This window comes from Bacteroides sp. HF-4919 (genome assembly GCF_018860125.1).
In genome coordinates, this window is sequence record NZ_JAHKNF010000001.1 from 660,273 (window position 1) to 683,856 (window position 23,584).

At 41.1% G+C, this 23,584-nt stretch carries 18 protein-coding genes; 5 read left to right on the forward strand and 13 right to left on the reverse strand.

Annotated features, from left to right (window positions below):
• Window positions 1-54 precede the first annotated feature (54 nt).
• From KO473_RS02865 to KO473_RS02885, 5 genes are all read right to left on the reverse strand, one after another.
• A complete protein-coding gene (locus KO473_RS02865) occupies window positions 55-1,173 on the reverse strand; it encodes an OmpA family protein (RefSeq protein WP_005819319.1) in 1,119 nt (372 codons plus the stop codon).
• A gap of 60 nt (window positions 1,174-1,233) precedes the next feature.
• Window positions 1,234-1,983, reverse strand: a complete 750-nt coding sequence (locus KO473_RS02870) for a YjbH domain-containing protein (RefSeq protein ID WP_032530687.1) — start codon at window positions 1,981-1,983, stop codon at window positions 1,234-1,236.
• Between the two features lie 69 nt (window positions 1,984-2,052).
• Complete coding sequence (locus tag KO473_RS02875) at window positions 2,053-3,129, reverse strand: DUF3869 domain-containing protein (RefSeq protein WP_005776467.1); 1,077 nt, start codon at window positions 3,127-3,129, stop codon at window positions 2,053-2,055.
• Window positions 3,130-3,139: 10 nt separating this feature from the next.
• A complete protein-coding gene (locus tag KO473_RS02880; RefSeq protein ID WP_005776466.1) occupies window positions 3,140-4,387 on the reverse strand; it encodes a hypothetical protein in 1,248 nt (415 codons plus the stop codon).
• 723 nt (window positions 4,388-5,110) lie between these two features.
• Complete coding sequence (locus KO473_RS02885) at window positions 5,111-6,253, reverse strand: site-specific integrase (protein ID WP_181996042.1); 1,143 nt, start codon at window positions 6,251-6,253, stop codon at window positions 5,111-5,113.
• A gap of 381 nt (window positions 6,254-6,634) precedes the next feature.
• Here KO473_RS02885 and KO473_RS02890 point away from each other — a divergent pair, with 381 nt between their 5' ends.
• From KO473_RS02890 to KO473_RS02905, 4 genes are read left to right on the forward strand one after another with little or no spacing between them, the layout of a single operon-like run.
• Window positions 6,635-7,579, forward strand: a complete 945-nt coding sequence (locus KO473_RS02890) for a hypothetical protein (RefSeq protein ID WP_032531324.1) — start codon at window positions 6,635-6,637, stop codon at window positions 7,577-7,579.
• Between the two features lie 10 nt (window positions 7,580-7,589).
• Window positions 7,590-9,809 (forward strand): carboxypeptidase-like regulatory domain-containing protein, encoded by a 2,220-nt coding sequence (locus KO473_RS02895; protein WP_065739591.1) that lies wholly within the window; start codon window positions 7,590-7,592, stop codon window positions 9,807-9,809.
• A 50-nt stretch (window positions 9,810-9,859) separates the two neighbouring features.
• On the forward strand, window positions 9,860-10,663 hold the full coding sequence (locus KO473_RS02900; protein ID WP_122130513.1) for a YjbH domain-containing protein: 804 nt from the start codon (window positions 9,860-9,862) through the stop codon (window positions 10,661-10,663).
• 13 nt (window positions 10,664-10,676) lie between these two features.
• The gene (locus tag KO473_RS02905) at window positions 10,677-11,798 is read left to right on the forward strand and encodes an OmpA family protein (protein WP_005819308.1); all 1,122 of its coding nucleotides are present in this window, start codon (window positions 10,677-10,679) and stop codon (window positions 11,796-11,798) included.
• Between the two features lie 203 nt (window positions 11,799-12,001).
• On the opposite strand, the gene KO473_RS02910 is transcribed toward KO473_RS02905, so the two are convergent.
• From KO473_RS02910 to cysQ, 7 genes are all read right to left on the reverse strand, one after another.
• Entirely contained in the window at window positions 12,002-12,964 is a 963-nt protein-coding gene (locus KO473_RS02910) for a PCMD domain-containing protein (RefSeq protein ID WP_005776458.1), read from the reverse strand.
• A 15-nt stretch (window positions 12,965-12,979) separates the two neighbouring features.
• Window positions 12,980-14,086, reverse strand: coding sequence for a sulfotransferase (locus KO473_RS02915; protein ID WP_005776457.1), 1,107 nt, complete (start codon window positions 14,084-14,086; stop codon window positions 12,980-12,982).
• Between the two features lie 66 nt (window positions 14,087-14,152).
• Window positions 14,153-15,583 (reverse strand): sulfate adenylyltransferase subunit CysN, encoded by a 1,431-nt coding sequence (gene cysN, locus KO473_RS02920; protein WP_005776456.1) that lies wholly within the window; start codon window positions 15,581-15,583, stop codon window positions 14,153-14,155.
• A gap of 11 nt (window positions 15,584-15,594) precedes the next feature.
• Window positions 15,595-16,506: a sulfate adenylyltransferase subunit CysD gene (cysD, locus tag KO473_RS02925; protein WP_005776455.1), complete on the reverse strand. Its 912-nt coding sequence runs from the start codon at window positions 16,504-16,506 to the stop codon at window positions 15,595-15,597.
• Between the two features lie 27 nt (window positions 16,507-16,533).
• A complete protein-coding gene (cysC, locus tag KO473_RS02930; protein WP_005776453.1) occupies window positions 16,534-17,142 on the reverse strand; it encodes an adenylyl-sulfate kinase in 609 nt (202 codons plus the stop codon).
• A 28-nt stretch (window positions 17,143-17,170) separates the two neighbouring features.
• Entirely contained in the window at window positions 17,171-18,727 is a 1,557-nt protein-coding gene (locus tag KO473_RS02935) for an SLC13 family permease (protein ID WP_005776452.1), read from the reverse strand.
• A 20-nt stretch (window positions 18,728-18,747) separates the two neighbouring features.
• Window positions 18,748-19,566, reverse strand: a complete 819-nt coding sequence (gene cysQ / locus KO473_RS02940) for a 3'(2'),5'-bisphosphate nucleotidase CysQ (protein WP_005776451.1) — start codon at window positions 19,564-19,566, stop codon at window positions 18,748-18,750.
• 733 nt (window positions 19,567-20,299) lie between these two features.
• Here cysQ and KO473_RS02945 point away from each other — a divergent pair.
• The gene (locus tag KO473_RS02945) at window positions 20,300-22,972 is read left to right on the forward strand and encodes a glycoside hydrolase family 2 TIM barrel-domain containing protein (RefSeq protein WP_122130512.1); all 2,673 of its coding nucleotides are present in this window, start codon (window positions 20,300-20,302) and stop codon (window positions 22,970-22,972) included.
• A gap of 99 nt (window positions 22,973-23,071) precedes the next feature.
• On the opposite strand, the gene KO473_RS02950 is transcribed toward KO473_RS02945, so the two are convergent.
• A complete protein-coding gene (locus KO473_RS02950; RefSeq protein ID WP_005809050.1) occupies window positions 23,072-23,569 on the reverse strand; it encodes an SPOR domain-containing protein in 498 nt (165 codons plus the stop codon).
• Window positions 23,570-23,584 lie beyond the last annotated feature (15 nt).

A 23,584-nucleotide genomic window follows, 5' to 3' on the forward strand; every position in this document is an offset into this window, starting at 1 on the left:
TTGTGCGGATACCCCTTCCATTATTTATCGGGCTATTGCCTCAATAAAGTTGTATTATTCCAGAATCACAACGCGGTTCAAGAAGTTCTTGCCAAACATGTTGGCAGTTCCACCGAAGCCTACCAGTTCAAGCTGATCCTTGCTTACACCTTCTTTAATAAGTGCATCGTAAACAGCCTGTGCACGAGCTTCAGACAACTTCTGGTTCCACTTGGCGCTACCGGTAGCTTTATCTGCATAACCTGCCACCTTATATTTCTTATCCGGATTAGCCTTCAGGATCTTAGCTGCCAACTGAATATTAACCATACCATAGTCGTCAATCTTAGATTTGCCAATCTGGAAGAAGATAGCGCGAGGTCCGGCTACTTCAACTTCCTTCACAACTTCTTTTGTTACAGGTTTCACGTTAGCCAACGCGTTCTTGGCATCAGCCAAGTCAGACTGAGCCTTAGCCAGTTCGCTTCTGTAACGATTCAGTTCTTCATTGATAGCATTCTGGTCTACCTGAGAACCACAAGATACGAATCTCTTGCCACCAAATGTATAAGTTACACCTGCAGTCAGAGAAACAGCGCCGTCGGTATGAGCAGAGCTAATATTACCGAACGGAGAAGGAGAAACCTCGCCTCTTGCTTCAATGTTGATATCTAAATACTTATTGATATTGAACTGTCCAGCCAAACCAACAGAACCGTTGATCAGTGCATTTACTTTATCCTGATTACCATAAGCTTTGGCAAATGTCAAACCGGGACCTGCAAATACAGAAACTGTGAACAAACGGTCCGGATTGTAACCGCCAATAGCATTCGACAAGTTAAACATACCGTCCGCACGCAGAGTGAAGTAATGTTTATTCTTGCTCTTAATATAAGTATCGGCAGGTTGTCCGTAGTTAGAATACAAGGTAGTCCATGCGCCAGCCACCTGACCACGGATACCCCAAACCGGATTGAACAGTTTACCAACTGACACATTGATCAGCGGAGTTATGGCTTTACCAAAGCCATAATCAAAGTTGTCCGGGTTTACACAACCCTGAGCGCCAACACCTACACTCACAAAGATATTGTCCTTAAAGCTTTCGCTATAGAACGTCTCTTTAGTCTGAGCAGTAGCTGCAGTAGCACCGGCCAACAATAAAGATAATATTACTAATTTACTTTTCATTGTTTTTTGTTTTTAAATATTTCAACTCTTTTAGTTTCTTATTTGCTCCGACCATTCTGCTTACTTCAAATAAATCTTATATGTAAGCCCGCCGGTAAAATATTTCATTCTTTGCAATTCTACCTGCGCATGCAAATGGTTGAAAAGCAAATAGGTAGCACCAAACGCGAAGTCCTTTGCATCATATTCTGCGATCACTGTCAGATCAGGAGCAAAAGATGGAGCATAAGTGAGCCCTCCGGCTAATCCATTCAAGTGGTAATCCACTCTTCGGTTGTACAGATATGACAGATGCACACCTATCTTCTCCTTTCCAACCGGGATATGCTTGGTGGCTGCGACATAAAAACGGCAAAAATAGCCATTACCATCGGCAGAACCTACTTGCCCATCGCCTGACTCAGTATAAGGATCAGAAGTTCCCACTACAACAGCCGGCATATGCTTCCACAATTGTCCTTCTTTCAAAACTCGCAAACGGGCAGAAAAATATCTGTCCTGATTCGTAAACTTCTTCTTTCCAACTTTCCAGTCAATCCCTATAGTCTGCGACTGAAACAGCGTACATGTATAGGCTATTTCGAGCCAGGGAAAGATAGTCACGTTCAAAAAGTAATTATACGTATGGTAGTCCCATGTAGGAGGAGTTATCTCCTTATTTAGAAAATTTCCACCGATCATCACTGTCTTATCCCGTTGCATTTCTGCTGACGGAGCATGGAGCAAACCGGTAGTTCCGTACGTCAACTGAGCCGAAAGTGCCAAATGACAGCAAAGGAACAAGCCCATAAGAAGTATCTTTTTCATCATTACCTGCAATTTCTATACTTTCGGTTCAACTCGTACTTTTTAATTCTCAACAATTACTTTTACCTCTGATTAGTCGTTAGATCCACCACCGGCGTTCGGGTTGAAGCCGTGAGAGTCATGAGAATCGTGAGAATCGTGGCTGTAATAGTTAGGATAGATCATTACGCTGTTCTGGTAAGAAACGATACCTTCATAATATTTGCCAGAGATCAGGAATGTCAGCTTCTTAGAAACCAATTGTCCTTTAACTCTATAGCCAATAATACCATAACCGCTCAATACGCTGATCTTAGCATAACCAACCTTCTGTACGAAACCGGCATTCTTATTCAAAGCTTTAGCAGCATTTGCAAGGAAAGCAGCCTGAATATCAGTAGAAACAGCGCCTTCTGCTCTTGTTGCAGGAGCAGCCACTTCTTTTACATCACCTGTAAGTTCACAACCTTCATTGTAGAAGTAAGGAACCAAGATAGCGGCATCTTTAACAGAGTTTGCAAATTCAAACGGAGTAGTAACCAAGATCGATCCATCAGCCTGAGCTTCAGCAGTAGTAGCTCCAGTAGTAACGTCACCGGTCAACTCTTTTGTAGTTTCCAGACCAGCCTTTTCCTCAGCTGTAGCTGTTGCGCCATCCCACATATTCTTAACTGTTTCAGCAGAAGGTTTAGCTTCTTCAGCCGCTTTAGTTACCAATGCTCCGGCTTCAGATTCAGTAACATCAGTCTTAGGATCAGTCGGAGAAACTACCGGAGGAATAGTTGCTGCTTCAACAGAAACCAAAGCAACGTCTACAGTAGCAACACTTGTCTGGCCGTCACTAACCTGGTTCAGGTATACTTGTCTTGTTACAGAATAATAACCGGTTGCAGAAACTTCCAAGCTATATCCTTCTGCTTTATAAGTAACTTCTTTGTTGAATGTAGCTCCAACTGATTCGCCACCCAATGTAACTTTAGCAGTAGTCAAAACCTGACCTGTAGTTGCGTCAGTAATAGTACCGGCAATATAATACTTTGCAGGGGCTGGTTTTGTTGCTTCATCAACTTCTGCTTTCTCGTAGCAGCTTGTAAACAGTGTACCGCAAACTGCCAAAACGGCTAACGCTAACTTAGCGCCATTACCGAAAAATTTACTTTTCATTTTCATCTCAATAAAATTAAAAATTTAATAATTCTGATTTTACAAAATATGGATTAAAACTATTATCATTCATTACATTATCACTTGCCTGAGAGTTATACCCTTTACCATATATACGTTCATTACCCGCATTATATTGGAATCCGAAATTATTAGGCATTACTCTTGGGATATACCCCTTTCTCTTATATTTGTATGGAGGCAAAGCTATCTGAAACAAGAAACCTCCATTCAGTCCTTTATTACCTGCATGTTGCACTTTCATTCCATAAAAGCCAATAGAGGCATAGCGAAAATGGCGAACCATATCAAAACGGACTCCATATTCTTCCTCCAAATATCGCTCTCCTTTTAAACTAAACTGTGTATTGTATTTCGGCCAATAGAAATTAGCTCCGATAGAACCGGTCAGAGTCCATTTGGTACCATGATAAAAGGCCCAATCTTCAAAATACCCTCTTCCGGTATACCCGATACGCGCATCTACTGAAAAGCGCTCATCTTTAAAGAAGTGTTTTGCTTTTAAATCACCTCCCCAGCGAAACTTATTAAAAAATCCGACTGAGGCGGTCAGAAATGTGCGTTGAGGCAAACGCACTGTCTGTGACAAAGTCACAAATCCGGGACGGATCTGCTTATACCTTTGACCATAATCATTATAGATAGGGAAAATCACTTGTCCGGTCAGTTTCATTCCCTTCCACAAAGAAACTTCTATGGCAGGAGAGACATTAACCACTATTTCATAGACCTTAGACAAAATATAGTTTCTGAATAATAATTCCGGATATACCACTATATCTACCTTAAACAAAGAACTGTTTTGCTTCTTAATACGTCTTGCTTGCTTCCATCCTTCTCCCAAATCATAACTTACATTCCAGTCGGCCCGATTTGCTTCAGCAATACTATCTCCTTTCATAGGCTGATAATAGAGAGATATCTGAGGTATATTATTGTCCAAAACTATTAACCTACATGGCTTATTTTCGGGTAAACCCATCTTTTGAATCAAATCAACAGCTTTACCTATTCCGACTCCTTCAAGACGATAGGCTGAATTCTGTATCACAAAAACCCGTTCCTCATTATCTTCTGTCCACCCTACATTCTCAAATCCCATTTTCACCAGTGCGTCAACAGTAGCCTCTCCTGTTTGACATACACCTTTTAAAGGGAGTAAACAGAATGATATGAGTAAAATTCTGAGCAAAGTAGCGTCAATTGTTATGTTTTTCCTCATGTAAGGGCTTTTGTGATTCATTTGTTTGCTTTAAAACTTATGTACCCTAAAAATTATAGATACAAAATATGGTGCAAAAATAGACACAATTTTAATAATACCAAAGAGTTTTACATGTTTTTTCGCAGATTTGTATCAGTTTTTTTTCATTCGAACTCCTGCTTACTTAAAAATAGACCAGAAAAACCATTTATAATCTTAAATAATATCCATTATATATTTTAGAATCACTAATAGAGCAAGTTATATAAATAAAGAAGTGATAAAATAAAATAGAAATATATATTAATACTAAATTTCCAATAAAATACCGCTATATTACAAATTTACTAAATCCGGGTAAAATCAAGTAGTAGCTAATCTAACCAAATGCACAATTATTACCAACTAAAACAGAAATGCATCGGAAAGACCAGTATATATATAATAATGTATTCATATATTAATATAAACCTACTATATAAAGCAGTTGAATTAACAATGTTAACTACAAAAGCAGCCAATTATATTCTTAGATTTACGAAGTTAACCTTATGTATTTACGAAGTTAATATCTTGGGTTTACGAAGTTAACTTTAACACAGTGTTAAAGTTAACTTCGTAAACCCAAGATATTAGTATTTAATGTCACTGTTTGTCAACATCTTATGTCTTATTAGCTTTTTATCGTTACTCCACAACATTCAGGCATAAGATTGAGGTTCACATTTTCGCAACTACATACCCGAACCATTTATCACCCTCTCAAGTTATATCCGGAATCAGATCAATAGCTTTCTCTTTACTTTCATCTACTATCTTGGCATATATCTGAGTTGTTTGAATGTTAGTGTGTCCCAGGAGTTTGGACACGGTATAAAGATCAGCCCCAAGAGTAATCATCATCGTAGCATGAGTATGGCGTGCCGAATGAAATGTGATATGTTTTTGAATACCGGCTTTAGCAGCCCATCTTGGCAATATCTCATTGGTCCTTCCTAAACTGATCAGTCCTTTGAATACTTTCTCTGTATCCTGAGCCTTCCCACGGACCGGGAGTTGTTTTAAAGCTTCATTACTCAAAGGAAGCGAAAGGAGTTCCTGAGTTTTCTGCTGTGTCATATGCAGTTCTATTTTCCCTATCTTATTTTTTTTTAGATTTCCCCATGTAAGTGCCACTATATCACTATGTCTCAACCCACAAAAACAACTAAATAGAAAAGCCCTCTTCAAAGTCTTATTATGAAAATCCGTTTGCGATAATGTTTTAACTTCATCAATAGTTAAAAAGGCCCTTTCGGTTCTTTTACGTTTAGGTTTTTCCTCTTTTTTTATCTTATCCATCGGGTTTGAGATTATAATTTCATCAATTATGGCACTATTAAGGCAATAATGAAAAACTTTATAATAATATACCTGAGTATTGGCATTTATATGCTTTATACTTTTGCAATGCTTCTGAGTTGCAGTTTTCAAGTACTCAATAAAGCCGAGTATATACTTTTTATCTATCTGCCTAAGCTTAATACCTAATTTATCATAACGCTGGAGATGATATATCAAAGTATACATAGACACTTTTCTTGAAGTTTTTTCTATATCCCTGTCTGCCAAATACTTTATATAGTCTATCAGTGTTATATCCTTTTTCTCTTTTTGATGGTTAAAGCCATATATTCCATTCTGCAATTCTACAATTCTTTGAGCTTTCACCGCATTAGCAAGCTTCATAGTACTCTGATTTAAATCTTTGTCTTCCCGCGTATGCTCAGGTATTATATATAACTTTAAAAACTCATATTGTCTCTTTCCATCTATATATATATATAAATATATAGACTCACAACCATTCGACAGACACTTGGTTCTAATTCTAACCGGTTCTTTAATCCTTACTTCTTTTTTCATATTATTTGTTTGCATGTTATTAGTTATAAATATAGACATTATTCCGTTATAAGTAACAAACAGGTAACAAAAGTCTCAGAAAAAAGATTTCTAAAGAAAAATGATTAAACGATATCCGCCTACGAAACTCAAATAAATCTCTGTTTTCTAATCACTTATCAATTTCACAAAGATTCTTTATGAGTCTTAATTAAAGTAGCAGCTCGGTAACATATATACTTCATGAAAGTAAAGATCAATCAGAATCATAATAAACCAAGCAAAAGTGATATCTATATAAAATACTATATATCAATATTATACAATCAAACAGCAAGTAAATCCATATTACGTAAACCCATATATCGATTTCCCGAAAGAAAGCCATGTCGAATTATCGTTTTGAATAACAACGTTCCTCAGATTTCTCTTTATTATCAGCCATCTAAAAAAGACAGTACCATAGATATTAGCAAACAAGACTGGGAAGTCAGCTATAATCTTGGAAATAGCTGGAACAAAGTAAAAAGGAATAAAAAAAAGAATAGCTCTTTGTATAAAGTAGATATCACAATATATCCGGAATTATCACTAAAAAATCTGGTAATAACGCAAATCTATCAAGTACTTTTCAATTTATCACCCGCCATAGAAGTCTCTTTATGGAGAGGGATGAAATTCACCGCTCAAATGGTGATTCCGGTATACAATGACGGATATGCCAGCAGATACGATAAAGTGCATCCGGGTTTCCTTGAACTATCACAAACGGTTCGTTTACCTTATAACTTATGGGCAACACTGTCTGTAGGTAATTTTAATAATAGCCGATATGGCATTGATTTCAATCTGATTCATCATTTCAACGATGAACGTTTCAGCGTAGAAGGACGTATAGGATATACCGGAACCGGATATTGGGAAGGTTTTACTATGCACTACGGCACAAAGATGCGTACAACATGGTCATTGGGAGGAAGTTTCTATTGGCCCCGCTATAATGTAGAACTAAATGCAAGAGTGGAACAATATCTACTGCAAGAAAAGGCGGTCAGAGTAGAAGCAATCCGGCATTTTCGCTATGCCTCTATCGGCTTTTATGCCATGAAAGCCAAGAATGTAAAAGCCAATGGAGGTTTCCGTTTCCAGATAGCCTTACCTCCTTACCGATATAAACGTAAAGGATATATCCCCCGGATCACACCCTCCAACAATATGGGAATGTCCTATAATGCAGGAAATGAACAATATTACTATAAAACTTATCGGCCGGCACCCGATGACAACATAATGAAGAATAATAGTTTTAATCCATATTTTGTAAAATCTGAGTTATTAAATTTTTAATTTTATTGAGATGAAAATGAAAAGTAAATTTTTCGGTAGTAGCGCTAAATTAGCGTTAACCCTGTTAGCAATGTGCGGTATGTTCGCAAGTTGCTACGAAAAAGATGAGATTGATGTACCTAAAGTGACCGAGCCTACAGCAACAACATATCGAGTTGCAGGTATTGTTGCAGATGCTGAAAGCAATGCTGTGATGGATGGTGTAACGGTAACCAATGTTACAAACTCAAAGTCAATGACCACCGCCGCAGACGGTAAGTACGCTTTGGAAGCCAAAGTAGGAGAAACCAACGTAGTGACTTTTGCTAAGAGCGGCTACAAAACAGTGACAAGCTCTGTATTTGTTACCAAACAGGAAAATGGTTCTATCGTTGCCTATACGATTGATGCCAGAATGGAAAAAGGCAAAGAAACAAAACCGACAATGGATGTAGAATATCAGATTGAAGGTTCCGTATTTGATGCAGAAAGCGGTGAAGCCGTAACTATTAAAGCTGCAACCATTCCGGGAGTACTGACAGCAACTATCCAGAATGGTAACAAATTCACAATGTCTAACGTAAGTCTGGGTCAGCATACAATCTATATTACTGCTGACGGATACAAACCGACTACTGCCAATGTTGCCATCAGTGAAGTAACAGGTCCGGAAGGCGAAGGCATTTTCATTGCAAAAACTCCGGTAACCGTTTCTATGCAGAAAAACGAAGTAGAGATTGCTCCTAAATATTATCTGTCAGGAAACATCTATAATCAAGATGGTGGTATGGTAACCAAGGCTGAAGTTACACTAAACCTTTCAGGATATGAAACTGTCGCAACTGCTTCCAACGGTTTTTATAAGTTCGAAATTCCAGCCGACAAGATAAAGGGGCTGACTAAAGCAACTGTAACAATCCGCCACAATAGCTATAAAATTTATGTATATACCGCATTTATAGCACCGGAAGGTAATGGTCAGGTATCTAACACCGTAGTCAACGTTACACTGATTCTGAAACCTGACACAGAAAAACCTGCTGATGACGATAATGTATTTATCGGCGGTAATGTAGAAATTGAAATTCCAACAGAAAATGCTGTAGAAGCTGCTCCGGAAAAAGCAGAAGGTGAAAAAGTACCGAGCAAGTCTGCAGTAGAAGAATCAATCAACAAGGTATTGGAAGCTGCAGGATCGGATATCAAGATAACTCCGGCACAAGCAGAGCAAGTGGTTAACACCATGGAGAAATACATCGCTAACGGAACTTTGACAGAAATCGATAAAGTAGCAGTTCTTCCGATCGAAAAAGAAACTACTTTCAAACTGGAATCTAAAGTGATCGATACCAATAACGACAAAGAAGAAACAGTTACTGACGAAATTGTTCTTCCGGCCAACACAGTGGTTATCTTCACAAGCGGCGTGGCAAGTACTCTGAACATCAGCCGCACCGACGAAGGTAAGGAAGGTGCTTCTATCCGCGAATATGACGGTACTCCTACCGGTACTATCTTCGTTACTCCGATGGAAGTGAAGTTCACACCTGCAGTTGTTGTTGCTCAGGGAGAAACTCCTGAAGTTGCACTGGCTACTCTCTACTTCAACGAAAAGACCAGCACTTGGGAAGCTGAAGAAAACTACGCAACTTATCAGAATGGTGTATTTGTAGGCAATGTCCACCACTTCTCTAAGTTTAAATTCGGTTTTGAAGAAGCTGACAGCCAAGCTGATGCAGAAGCTGCATTAGACACTATGAATTTTGATAAGGCATGCTACACTGAAGGTGAAACAGCTAAAGTAAAAATGGAAATCAACTGGAAGGGTGGCATCAAGTGCGAAAACGGTGCTTCTGTAGAAGAAATCGTTAAGAAAGCTCATTCTTCTTTGACCTCAACCACCATCAAGATGGTTGCTGCTGCTTTGGAAGAAGCTATTAAAGATGACAACGCTAATGTTACTCCGGGAGCAGCCTTTACAGATAAAAAATTCACATACGAACTGGAAGTGCCTGCTTACACACAGTTGACCGGTTTCAAGGTAACAAGAAACGTTATCAAAACGACTTATACATTACCGTTTGCCGTTTACAACAAAGCGACCAAAGCTATTGAAAAGAAAACAGCTACAGTTACAATCAGCAAGGTTTCTTCAGTAGTAGTGGAAACTATAGAAGCAATCGGTCACGGACATGGTCACGGACACGGTGATGATCTGAATGCCGGTGGTGGTATCATCATCTCTGAATAATCGAGAAAATAAATGTAGTAATTGAAATCATTGAACCGAAAGCGTAGAGAATGTATACAATAAATTTAAAACGAATCTTCATCGTATCGCTATTTATAGCTATACCCTTTATGCTTTCGGCTCAATTGACCTACGGTACTACGGGATTACTGCATGCCCCTTCGGCAAAGATGCAAAAGGATAAAACAGTGATGCTGGGTGCTAACTTTATGAATAAGGAGATAACTCCTCCGACGTGGTATTATCATACGTACAATTACTACCTGAATGTAACCATTCTACCTTGGATGGAAGTGGCATATACTTGTACTTTGTTCAAGGCAGAAGCTCTTGGATTAAAGCCTTATGGTTACTCAGGGTTCACCAATCAGGACCGGTATTTTTCTCTCAGATTACGAGCATTGAAAGAGGGACAGTTCTGGAAATACATGCCCGCTGTGGTAATAGGAACCTCCGATCCTTTTACCTCGTCCGGTGACGGAGTTGTCGCCCCGACCGAAGGTAACGGATATTTCAGCCGTTTCTATGTCGCAGCCACCAAACATATCCGATTGGGATCAGAGACAATAGGAGTACACCTCTCCTACCTTTATAACAAACGGATAGAATACAAACTGAATGGGATCGCGGCAGGTATCAGCTACAATCCGTCTTTCCATCCGCAATTGAGATTGATTGCCGAATATGATTCGAAAGATTTTGCGTTAGGTGCCACCTATTTGCTTTTCAACCATCTACACGCACAAGTGGAATTACAAAAGATGAAGTACGTTACGGGAGGATTGACACTCCAGTTCCGCTTGTCCGGGAAAAATGGAATAAAAAAGCAAAAACGAAACAAAGAGTTAAAATAAAAAATGAAATAACATGAAAAGTAGAATAGCAATATTGTCTTTACTGTTGACAGGCGCAGCCATCTCCGCCTCAGCCCAGACCAAAGAGCATTATTATAGCGAGAAAGCTAAAGATAATATCTTTATCAGTGTGGGTGTGGGAGCACAGGGATGTGTAAACCCTGACAACTTTGATTATGGCTTCGGACATGCCATAACTCCGCTGATCCATGCATCAGTCGGTAAACTGTTCAACCCTATCTGGGGTATCCGCGGTCAGGTAGCCGGATGCTGGAGCACATTATACTCCGAATACGGTATGCCGGAAGGAGAATATAACAAAATGAAGAATAAAAAGTACTTCACTTTGCGTGCCGACGGATTGTTCAATTTGTCAAATGCCATCGGAGGCTACAACCCCGACCGTTTGTTCACCGTATCAGTGTTTGCCGGTCCGGGACTTACGTTTGCCAAGGCTTATGGCAACCAGGATAAACTGGATGCACTGATTAATGGTTCTGTTGGTCTGATGGGACAATTTAACATCAACAAATACCTGGACATTAATGTAGAGGCAAGAGGAGAAGTTTCCCCTTCCGTATTCGGACGCTATAGCTCAGCTCATACGGATGGCGCTGTTTCTCTGACAGCAGGTGTTACTTACACATTCGGAGGTAAGAGATTCGTATCTTGTGGTGCCCAGGTAGACCAAAGTGCTATTAACGAAGAGTTGAATCGTTACAGAAGTGAATTGTCAAAAGCTCAGTCTGACTTGGCTGATGCTAAGAACGCACTGGCTAACGTGAAACCTGTAACAAAAGAAGTTGTGAAGGAAGTTGAAGTAGCCGGTCCTCGTGCTGTTTTCTTCCAGATTGGCAAATCTAAAATCGATGACTACGGCATGGTTAACATCCGGTTGGCAGCTAAGATCCTGAAGGCTAATCCGGATAAGAAATACAAAGTGGCAGGCTATGCAGATGAAGCTACCGGTAGTGCAAAGTGGAACCAGAAACTATCTGAAGCACGTGCCCAAGCTGTATATGACGCTCTTATCAAAGAAGGCGTAAGCAAAGATCAACTGGAACTCATCGGTTTCGGTGGAACTGCCAACATGTTTGGCAAGAACTTCCTGAACCGTGTTGTAATTTTAGAATAATAGGGTTTCGATTTCCTAATAGAGCGGGAAACAAATTGCTCTATACTTTGAAAAGGTACGTCGCTGAGACGTACCTTTTTTCTTGCCTTGTCAAGCCATGACTCCCCGCTCCGGAATATTTTCTTCCAATGTAAACTAACAAAAAAAGATGTGTCCATTATTCATGAACACATCTTCGCTTATCCTTTTCGTCTGACAGAGTCCTAATATACTAACTTCACATTGTCAATATAGAGCGAGTTTCCAGGCGATCCGATATATGCACCACCATGACTGGACGTAAACTGGAGTACCATATGTGTCGGTACATCGTCAGCTTCTCCCCATGCCACTTCATGGATTGGGACACTCTCCCCCTTACTGTTCACCGTAAAATACTCAGAAGCCTGAAGACGCATCATATGAGCCTTATATGCCGGATCATTAGTTATATCGCCATACATAATATTGTAAGTGGCACCATTTTTCCAATCAGTCGAATGATAATAATAGTTCACCATTGTCCCGATACGTTTGGCATATACATTCCCTTTGGCATCTTCCCAACGTTTCTGCAACAACAAAATAACAGCAGGGAAATCCTTGCCCGGCACGTCTGTTATCTTACTGAATCCCGTTGCCCGTATGCGGTTTTCACGATCGGACATTTTCACTTTATAGTCAAACTGGATAGCTGACGGACGTTCGGTAAACGGCACTCCCATCTGTAACATTTTATTAGGATTCTTAGTGCTTTTAATCGGTTCATGTACTGTCCCCAGAAACATAGATCCTGCCGCCAGAACTGTGATATCTACAATTCCGAGCACTTTCACACTCTCCATACGGGTATCCAGACGTGCACAAAAGCCATCTCCTCTTGCTTCAGGAAACACCGAAGTATTGGTCTTCGTAATCCCTGACACGCGTGCCATAACGTTAGAAGTAGCCCATGGAGACCCTCCTTTATTCGTATAAGGTTTCGCACCTACAATGGTTTCCGTAGGTCCAATGGCATATACTTTTTTGGTATTTCCACCAATAATACCCGATTCTTTTATCTCACGTGTCACCCACTGATCCATATTCCCAAAAGAGAACATCTCCACCTTCTGCTGCGCCACAGCAGGAGCAGAACACAAAGTTACCAGACCTGCCACCCATAAGCGATATGTCTTCTGAATCATCTTTCCTCCTTTCTTTTATAAACTATAATCCCATTGCTTCAGTGCAAAATCCCAATGATCCTGCACCAGCTGAACAGTACGGTCATCATACTTATATTTGTTTTTCTTATATCCTTTTTTACCTCCCACATACTTTTCTATTGCACCACGTGCTTCGGAGAATCCGGGAATATCCAAAGCATGGTAAATATTCTCAGTCATTCCCATAGCGTCTGCCTCAAAATCCTCAAATTTCACTTCCATCAGGTTTCCCTTGGGAATGAACTGCTTATCAGCTTCATATTTATGGTACAATTTAGCATAAATGGAAAGAATATTGTCCTCCAACTCGGCGGGAGTAATATCCTGTAATTTCAATGGCTGAATCGTATTGGTAAAGAAACTCCGTGTAGATTCAAATACTGTATACGGATTGCGCATCAGATAAACAAACTTCGCATTGGGGAACATTTTTACCAGCTCCTTCACCCGTCCTGTATGAGGGGGATTCTTACTGAGAAACTGGGTACCTTGCGTATTCCATAAAGAAATCTTGATCAACTTGGTAAATGTCTCCTCAAAAACCTTCAATTCAGCTTCGCTGATATCATCAAAAAGCAAATATTTATCAGCATATTCTTGCTGGTATTTGGGTAGGAACCAGAAATTATAGTAGGTATAAGGCATCATATTGGCAAGTGCGAACTCTTCTTCCTGCGGTAAATCGACGGCCAGTTCCATATTATCCGTCGGACGCTTATCCGGCATAAGCCAACTCATATTTTTCTTGAAGAACGGCTGGCCCCACATCATTAAATGTGGAAATACGGTTTGATAAGTCGTGTTATAGCCGAAATGTGTATCGCATGAAAAAACATTGTGCACAAAAGTAGTTCCACTACGCCAGTGACCAAGAATAAAAACCGGATCATGCTCTAATGGTTTATCTGCCAGTATCTTCTCATAACGCTTATCCTGAAGAGGAGCCAAAGTAGACAGTAAACGGCAAACAGCCTTTGTCAGACGATATTTACCTTTATAGGGCGCATCGACCTCCCTTCCTCCCGTAATAGCTTTAAATGTTTGCCAGTCTGCACCCACCAGAGTATTTATAGGAAGTTTATTAAATTCAAGTAATCCCATAATAATGTGTTAGTTGTTAATGTGTCAACAGGCCGTAACCAGCCCGTCGGCACATCGAATCATTATTTACTTTTCTATTCTGACTTCGAAACCTTGTTCACTCAACGATTTCACAGCCTTTTCAATCGCTTCATAATGCTCAGTCGTTATGCCCAGTTTTGGCAGGTTCAGAACCGGAAGATCATCAGAAGCATTCATGTCTTTCCTTTCAACCCGATCGATAATCATCCCCACAGCACTGGTATTATTGGTAATCGGATCAATCAGAATGAACGAGCCACACGATTTATTCTTCTGATACGGATCAAAGAACAACTCTTTGGCTGTAGTAAACACCACACGTGCTATTTCGTTCAAAGAAAGGAAAGGGACAGATGAATGTTCCATCGTATTGACATCCACTTTATACTTAATGCTATCAATACGGGTACGGCTAACGTTCGTTGTCTGTTTGATAAAAAACGATTTGTTGACATCCATCGGTTCTTCATCCATCCACACCAACATCGCTTCAAAATTACGGTCTACAATAGGCAGGTTGTCCGGATGAACCAACATTTCTCCTCTCGATACATCTATTTCATCTTCAAGTGTCAGTGTAACCGACTGTGGAGGAAAAGCATACTCCTGTTCACCATCAAAAGTAACAATACTCTTAACATGAGATACCTTACCGGAAGGCAAAGCCATCACTTTATCCCCTTTACGTATGACACCGGATGCCACCTTACCGCAAAATCCGCGGAAGTCAAGATTCGGACGAAGTACATATTGTACGGGAAAGCGGAAATCATCAAAATTATTATCACTGTCGATATGCACCGTTTCCAGAAAATCGAGTAAGGAGAGTCCTTCGTACCACGGAGTTCTTTCCGACCTATCCACCACATTATCTCCATCGAGTGCCGAAAGAGGAATACAGGTTACGTCAGGAATCCCCAGAGGAGCTACAAACTTTTTATACTCTGTTACTATTTCGTTGAAACGCTCTTCCGAAAAATCGACCAAGTCCATCTTATTGACTGCCAACACCACATGCTTGATTCCCAACAAAGAAACCAGGAAGGTATGACGTCTTGTCTGAGTGATCACTCCCATGCGGGCATCTACCAGAATAATAGCCAGATTGGCCGTAGAACCACCGGTTATCATATTACGGGTATACTGTTCGTGCCCCGGAGTGTCAGCAATGATAAATTTGCGGTTATTGGTAGAGAAGTAACGATAGGCCACATCAATCGTAATGCCTTGTTCGCGTTCGGCCTTCAGCCCATCCAGCAACAGAGCATAATCAATGTGTTCTCCTGCATTACCCAACCGTTTACTATCGCGTTCCAGCGCATCGAGCTGGTCTTCATACAATTTCTTGCTATCGAACAGCAGACGCCCGATCAATGTAGACTTTCCATCGTCTACCGAACCTGCCGTCAACAGACGCAGCAAATCTTTCTGTTCGTCTTTATCCAGAAATGCTTTTATATCTAATTTATCTGCCATAGTTGTAATATTTAAAAATATCCTTCGCGTTTCTTCTGTTCCATGCTACCTTCCTGGTCGAAATCAATAACGCGGGTTGTACGTTCGCTCTTGGTAGTAGTCATCATCTCTTCCACAATCTTCTCAATGGTGTCGGCTTCGCTCTCGACAGCACCTGTCAACGGCCAGCACCCCAACGTACGGAAACGTACCATTTTCATCTCAATCTGATCACGATATTTCTCCGGCAGACGCTCATCATCAGCCATAATCAGATTTCCGTCCATCTGCACCACAGGACGCTCCTTGGCATAATACAATGGTACAATCGGAATATTCTCCAAGCGAATGTATTGCCAGATATCCAGCTCGGTCCAGTTGCTCAACGGAAACACACGTATGCTTTCACCTTTATGTACGCGAGCATTGTAAATATCCCACAATTCCGGACGCTGGTTTTTAGGATCCCATTGATGAAACTTATCACGAAAAGAGAATATGCGCTCTTTGGCACGTGATTTTTCTTCATCACGGCGGGCACCGCCAAATGCGGCATCAAATTTATATTTATCGAGTGCACGCAATAAAGCTTGTGTTTTCATCAGGTCGGTATGTACCTTACTTCCATGTGTAAACGGTCCTACTCCCGCATGAAAAGCTTCCATATTGCTTTCCACAATCAGATTCCAACCATACTTTTTAGCATATTCATCACGGAACTGAATCATTTCCTTAAATTTCCATTTAGAATCGATGTGCATTAAAGGAAACGGCACCTTGCCCGGATAGAAAGCTTTCTCGGCGAGGCGTACCATGACCGAAGAATCCTTTCCGATGCTATACAGCATAACCGGATTCTCAAACTCCGCCGCCACTTCGCGGATTATGTGAATGGACTCGGCTTCGAGTTCCTTTAAGTGGCTTAATTTATATTCCTCTTTCATTGTTATGATTATTTCTTCATCTATATTCTATTCATGTCTGCTCACACGGGGCAATACAATGTCCAACAGACGCTTGACTGACTCTTCAAGTGAAAGTGTTGAAGTATCAAGTGACAAGGCCGGATGCTCCGGAGCCTCAAATGGAGCGGATATCCCGGTAAAGTTTTTTATTTCTCCCCTGCGGGCCTTGGCATACAACCCCTTCACATCGCGTTTCTCACATTCGGCAAGCGGAGTGCTGACAAATACTTCTAAAAAATCATCTTGCCCGATAATGCGGGCTGCCATCTCGCGGATATCATTATTAGGACTGATAAAAGCAGCAATCGTAATAATACCGGTATCAATAAAAAGTTTGGAAACCTCAGCTATACGACGAATATTTTCCACCCTGTCGGCTTCAGAAAAGCCTAAATTATTGTTTATCCCCGTACGGATGTTATCTCCGTCCAAGATACGGCACAACAATCCACGTTTATGCAATTCGCGTTCCAAAGCAATTGCAATCGTACTTTTGCCCGATCCGCTCAGACCGGTAAACCAAATCATCACGCCATGCTGCCTCAGGAGTCCTTCTTTATCCTGCCGGGTCAGCATCCGGTCGAATATTGGATATATGTTATTATTTTCTTCCATTATAATATGTTAGATGTTGTTTCAGTCATTAAAACGGCCAGATTAAAGGAATCAGGAAAATAGAAATCAGGAATGTTATAAGATTTAAAGGTAATCCGATACGGACAAAATCCATAAACTTATAGTTACCGATACCTTGTACGATCAGGTTAGTCTGATAACCAATCGGTGTAGAGAAACTGGCCGATGCAGCCATACAAATGACCACAAAGAACGGCATCGGATCGACTCCCAACTGGGTTGAAAGCGACAAAGCCAACGGAAAAGCCAACGCAGCGGCCGCATTGTTTGTAATCAGTTCCGTAAACAGATTGGTAATAATAAATAGAACCGCCAGCAATACATGGGGACCGTAATCATCGCTCATGCCGATTATGAACTCTGCCACCTTATCGGCCACTCCCGAGTTCACCATTGCCTTACTGATGGCAAAAGCACAAGCAATCGTTATCAAAATGTCCCACGAAATATATTTAGTGTACTTGCGTGCCGGGAAGATTTTAGTCCAGGCCATGATAATAGTAGTAACGGAAACAAAGAAAAACATATCCAGTTTCATGTCCGGAAACATTTCCTTCACTATTGGAAGTTCTCCGACAGTAGCACCTGCTATCATCAGAATCAACAGAATCAATGCAAACCAGCGTTTCCCTTTTCCCGGTACAGGTTCGTTATCATTGCCGTTGGCCAACAACACAAACACAGAAGATTCTCCCCAAGTAGGAATAAATGTATCATCTGCCATCACTACCAATGTATCACCTTCACGCAAAACAACCTCTTCCAGGTTATTGACGAACCGCTGTCCGTTGCGTTTCTTGATTTCTTTGACCTCAGCACCATAATGACGCTTGAAATTAAACTCACCCAACGTTTTATTAATACCCGGAAAACGGGCACCAAGCACAGCTTCCACCCGGTGGAGTTTATCTCCTTCTTCTATCTCCTCATCAGGTACGGCCGTATCGGGACGTGCATCAGGGAGCAACTTTTTAGAAAAAGCAAACAGATAAATGATGCCGGCAATTGCAATAAAGATCCCCACTTTACCCAATTCAAACATCGTAAATCCTTCATGTCCGGATTCCAGTATCATTCCGTGCACAACCAAGTTGGTAGACGTACCGATCAAAGTACAAATACCTCCCAATATAGTCACATACGAAAGAGGAATTAAGAATTTGGTAGCAGGTAAGTGGACGGTACGCGCCCATCGTTTAATGATTGGAGCAAAAATAACAACAACCGGAGTATTATTCAAAAAAGCCGAAATAAAGGCAACGGAAGGTAATAAACGCAATTGTGCCCTGAATACCGTCGTTCGCTTCTGAGGAAGCAACTTTTTAATGACCTGCCCCAACGCTCCCGACTGGCGGATACCCTCGCTTACCAAAAAAAGCAGGGCTACGGTTATCATCCCTTTATTACTGAATCCCTCGAGCATCTCCTTCGGAGTCAAAATACCTGCACAGAGAAACAACACCACTACTGAAAAAAGTATCATGCCGGGACGCATCTTGTCCAGAATCAAAGCAATAACCATCCCCAATAAGGATAATAACACAAACGCAATTTCAAATGTCATAAACGCAAACAATTAGTGGTTTATCTTCTCTTCTCAACAATAAACCAAGGATTCAGCAAATTTTCTTTATTATACTGCAAGGGAACATCTTTTTTATCCGCCTGATAAACCTCCATTCCCGCAGCACGTGCTATAGCATGTCCGGCAGCAGTATCCCACTCCATAGTAGGAGCAAAACGAGGATAAACATCCGCTTTACCTTCAGCAACCAAACATATTTTAATAGAACTGCCACTGGATATCAACTCCACATCGCCGTGTTTCTGCTTCAATGCCTCAATGTATGTCTCTGTCTCCGGAGTCAGATGTGAACGGGAAGCAACAACCACAAATTGATTTTGCCGACCGCCCTGCGGTAGCCGTACGGAAGCGGCAATCAATTTATCAAGTGTGGCATTATCCTCTAAAGCTGTAATATCCGACAATTTATAAGCACCGATCTCTTCACCGGCAAAATAGAGTTCTTTTTTCACCGGCAGATAAATAACTCCGATAATAGGAACCCCCGCTTTCACCAAAGCTATGTTCACTGTAAATTCACCGTTTCGCTTGATAAATTCTTTCGTACCATCCAAAGGATCGACAATCCACAACATTTCCCACTTACGACGGGTATCATAATCCAAATGTCTCCCTTCTTCGCTCAGAACAGGAAAAGGAGTTTCATTCAAAATAGTGGAAATTATTATATGTGCTTTCCGGTCAGCAATGGTCAAAGGAGAATTGTCAGCTTTCCGCTCTATTTCGAAGTCCGAAGCCGGATCGGTATAAATAGACAATATCTCCTCTCCTGCTTTCAGGGCTGCATCAACAGCAATAAATAAGTATTTATGTTCCATTTTATTACGCAATTAAAACCTTGTTTCCGACAAGGCGTAAAATCCCCAGGTAAATAGAGACACAAAAGTAAAAACTTTATCTCTTTAAAAAGTTTTTAAATAGCTAATTATAACTTCTTTTAGTAGAAACCGGCAAAACCCTAAAAAACCTTTCATATCAAAAAAACTATTCAGCTATACCTCCAATTTTTTATATGACACAGACAGTGCTAAAAAGAAGCTTCAAAGATAAAACATACGCTCCAAACAACTTCTCTGACGGAGCGTACAAATTAACATTGTTAATTCCTCTTTTGTATCATTTGCTTTCCATTCACAAACATCAAACCTTTTGCATTAAAAAGACTTGATATTTACCCACAAAAGACTTGGTTTAACACAATGTTAAACCAAGTCTTTTCCAAGCTTAGAACAAGCACTGCCATATCACTGGTTATAAGCAAAATAGTACAATACAGCCTTCTTTATCTAAAGAATCTTTATCTTATAGTTTCGGAAAAGATAATTGCTATTTAAGCAAGTAGCAACTCTCCCATCTGAATATATGAAAATAACGAACGGTAATTATACAGCTTAAAAGATGATTTATATAAAGAGTTTGTAAGCCTCTTGCGAGTATTAGACTTTTTTAATAACTTCACGCCGTACTCCGCGAGGATTATGAAACCAACCTATTAAGATTTAAAATCAAAAAAAAGAAAACACCAATAACTGATTATCAAAACCTACCACAATGAAGAAAAGTATTATTCTGCTATTTATTAGCCTACTTTTATCCCCGCTATGCATTAAAGCGCATCAGCCAGAATTCTCCACCGCCGGATTTTTCCGACTGGCTGATTCCGGTCGGGAGGTCTATTCCATGAATCCTGCATGGCGCTTTTATAAAGGAAATTGCGTTGGCGCCGAAGCTGTTAACTTCAACGATCGATCATGGGAGGTAGTTTCCTTGCCCCATGGCATCGAATACTTGCCTACTGAAGCCAGCGGCTGTGTTAATTACCAAGGTGAAGTATGGTATCGCAAACATTTTACACCGGATGCAACCTTGAAAGGCAAGAAATTATTTCTGCACTTTGAAGCCATTATGGGTAAAAGTAAAATATATGTAAACGGTAAACTACTATCCGAACACTTTGGAGGTTATCTACCTGCAGTTGTCGATGTGACAGATGCCCTGGAATTTGGCAAAGACAATCTGATTGCCGTATGGGCCGACAATAGCAATGACCCTAATTATCCCCCCGGAAAACAACAGGAAGTGCTGGACTTCACTTATTTCGGAGGAATATACCGGGACTGCTGGCTGGTGGCACATAATCAGATATTCATTACCGATCCGAATTATGAAAACGAAGAAGCAGGCGGAGGATTATTCGTCGCTTATGACAATGTATCGGATCTCTCGGCCGAAGTATTGCTCAAAATACAGATTCGGAACTCCGGAAAAAAAGCTTTTAAAGGAGTCGTCGAATACGAGCTTCAACAACCGGACGGACAACAAATAGCTTTTCTGAATTCCGTCATTCGTGTCAAATCCGGTAAGGCAGCCAGTTCATCTGATAAGCTGACGGTAAAAAATCCAATGTTGTGGAGCCCGGAGACACCTACACTATACAATCTGATTGTCCGCGTTCGTGACGAACAGGGCAACGTAATAGACGGATACCGCCGCCGAATCGGGATCCGCAGCATCGAATTCAAGGGAGAAGCCGGATTCTGGCTGAACGGAAGGCCTTATGAAACACCATTGATAGGAGCTAACCGCCATCAGGACTTCGCGATAGTGGGCAATGCAGTGCCAAACAGCATTCACTGGCGCGATGCCAAAAAGCTGAGAGATGCAGGGATGAAAGTAATTCGTAATGCACATTGCCCGCAAGACCCGGCTTTCATGGACGCTTGCGATGAACTTGGACTGTTTGTAATTGTCAATACACCGGGTTGGCAATTCTGGAACGATGCCCCTGTCTTTGCGCAACGGGTATACAGTGACATCCGGAATATGGTTCGACGGGACCGTAACCATCCCTGCGTATGGATGTGGGAACCAATCCTGAACGAAACCTGGTACCCGGCCGACTTTGCCCAGAATGCACATGATATAGTAAAAGCAGAGTATCCGTATCCATATTGTTACAGCGGATGTGATAGTGAAGCCAAAGGAAAAGAGCATTTCCAAATACTTTTCACCCATCCGCTCAATGGAGGCGGAGGAGCCTACTCAACCAACCATATCAAGAAACAGATCACTTACTTCACACGTGAATGGGGTGATAATGTAGATGACTGGAATTCTCACAACTCTCCCAGCCGGGTGGCACGCAACTGGGGTGAACAAGCCATGCTTATACAAGCGCAACATTATGCTTGCCCACCTTATAAATATACCAGCTATGATGCCTTATACCGCACTCCCCGACAACATGTAGGAGGCTGTTTATGGCATTCGTTCGACCATCAACGCGGTTATCACCCCGATCCGTTCTACGGAGGTGTGATGGATGTATTCCGACAACCCAAGTATTCTTACTATATGTTTATGTCCCAACGATCTCCCCGGAAAGAGAAGCGTCTTTTCAAGACAGGTCCGATGGTTTATATCGCCCATGAAATGACCCCGTTCTCCGGTAAAGATGTCACAGTCTATTCTAACTGCGACGAAGTGAGACTTACTTATCTCAAAGGTGGAAAAACACAAACCTATGTCCGCACCCCGGAGAAAGAAGGGATGCCTTACCCCATCATTACTTTCAAAGACGCATACGACTTTATGCAAGACAAAGCATTGTCACGCCAGGGCAAACAGGCCGACGTATACTTATTGGCAGAAGGGCTGATAGACGGCAAAGTAGTAGCTACGCATAAAGTTTATCCGGCACGACGACCGGAAAAACTACTCTTATGGATAGATAATGAAGGAGTAGATCTGAAGGCAGATGGTTCTGACTTTATCACTGTTATAGCTGCCGTTGCCGACAAGAATGGTAATATCAAACGTTTGAATAACTATACCATCAAATTCCAGGTAGAAGGTGAAGGACGTATCTTAGGCGGCGCAAATAACTTGGCTAACCCGGCATCTGTTCGTTGGGGAACGGCTCCGGTACTGATTCAATCTACTTTAAAACCCGGCAAAATCAAAATCACGGCCAGTGTTTTATTCGAAGGGTCACAAATGCCAAGTAGTGCCGTATTAGAATTAGAAAGTAAACCGGGAACCTTCCCTCAAATTTACAGTCAGGAAGAATCTGCATTTATTCCGACCTTTACCGGACAAGGAACAAACAGTCTAACTCTAAAGTCAGAAACACAACTGGAAAAAGAAAGATTGCAGAAAGCTAAGAATGCCGAAAAACTGAAAGAAGTAGAACAGCAACAGGAGGAGTTCGGCGAAAAGAAATAATCACATCACTATTTGAAAAAGGCAGTAACTTCACAGTTACTGCCTTTATCCGGGAGCAAACATCTGTTGCTCCCGAAATTACCAAAAAGAATTTCTTTATTAATAGATTCTATATAACAACCAGGCACCCTGGAAGTCTTTTCTATTAGGATATTTAGCCTTGAAAGCATCACGTGCCTGTGCAGCAGAAGCTCTATCGGCAAATGTATTTACAATCACACGATACATGGCTGTTTCAGCATTAAAAGCAATAGTTGCATTATAACCTTCTTTATCCAAAAAATCTTTCAGACCTTCTGCATTTGCTTTCAAACCAAAACTACCGCATACTACGCTATAATCTTTCAATCCATCGGCACCTGAAACCACTGTTACCTTTTCCTGACGAACGCCTGCAGCATTATCAACAGCTTTTTTAGTTTCTACCGGAGCAGTAACCACCGGAGTGACCTCTACGGGAGCTTCTACCTGCGGTTCAGCCAATTCCTGTTGTTTAGCTTTCTCGTACGCCTTTTTATAAGCGCTTTCGCTGGATTTACATGAAGCAAATGCCAAGGCAACGCATACGCCCATCCCTAATACTACTAATTTTTTCATAATCTATACACATTT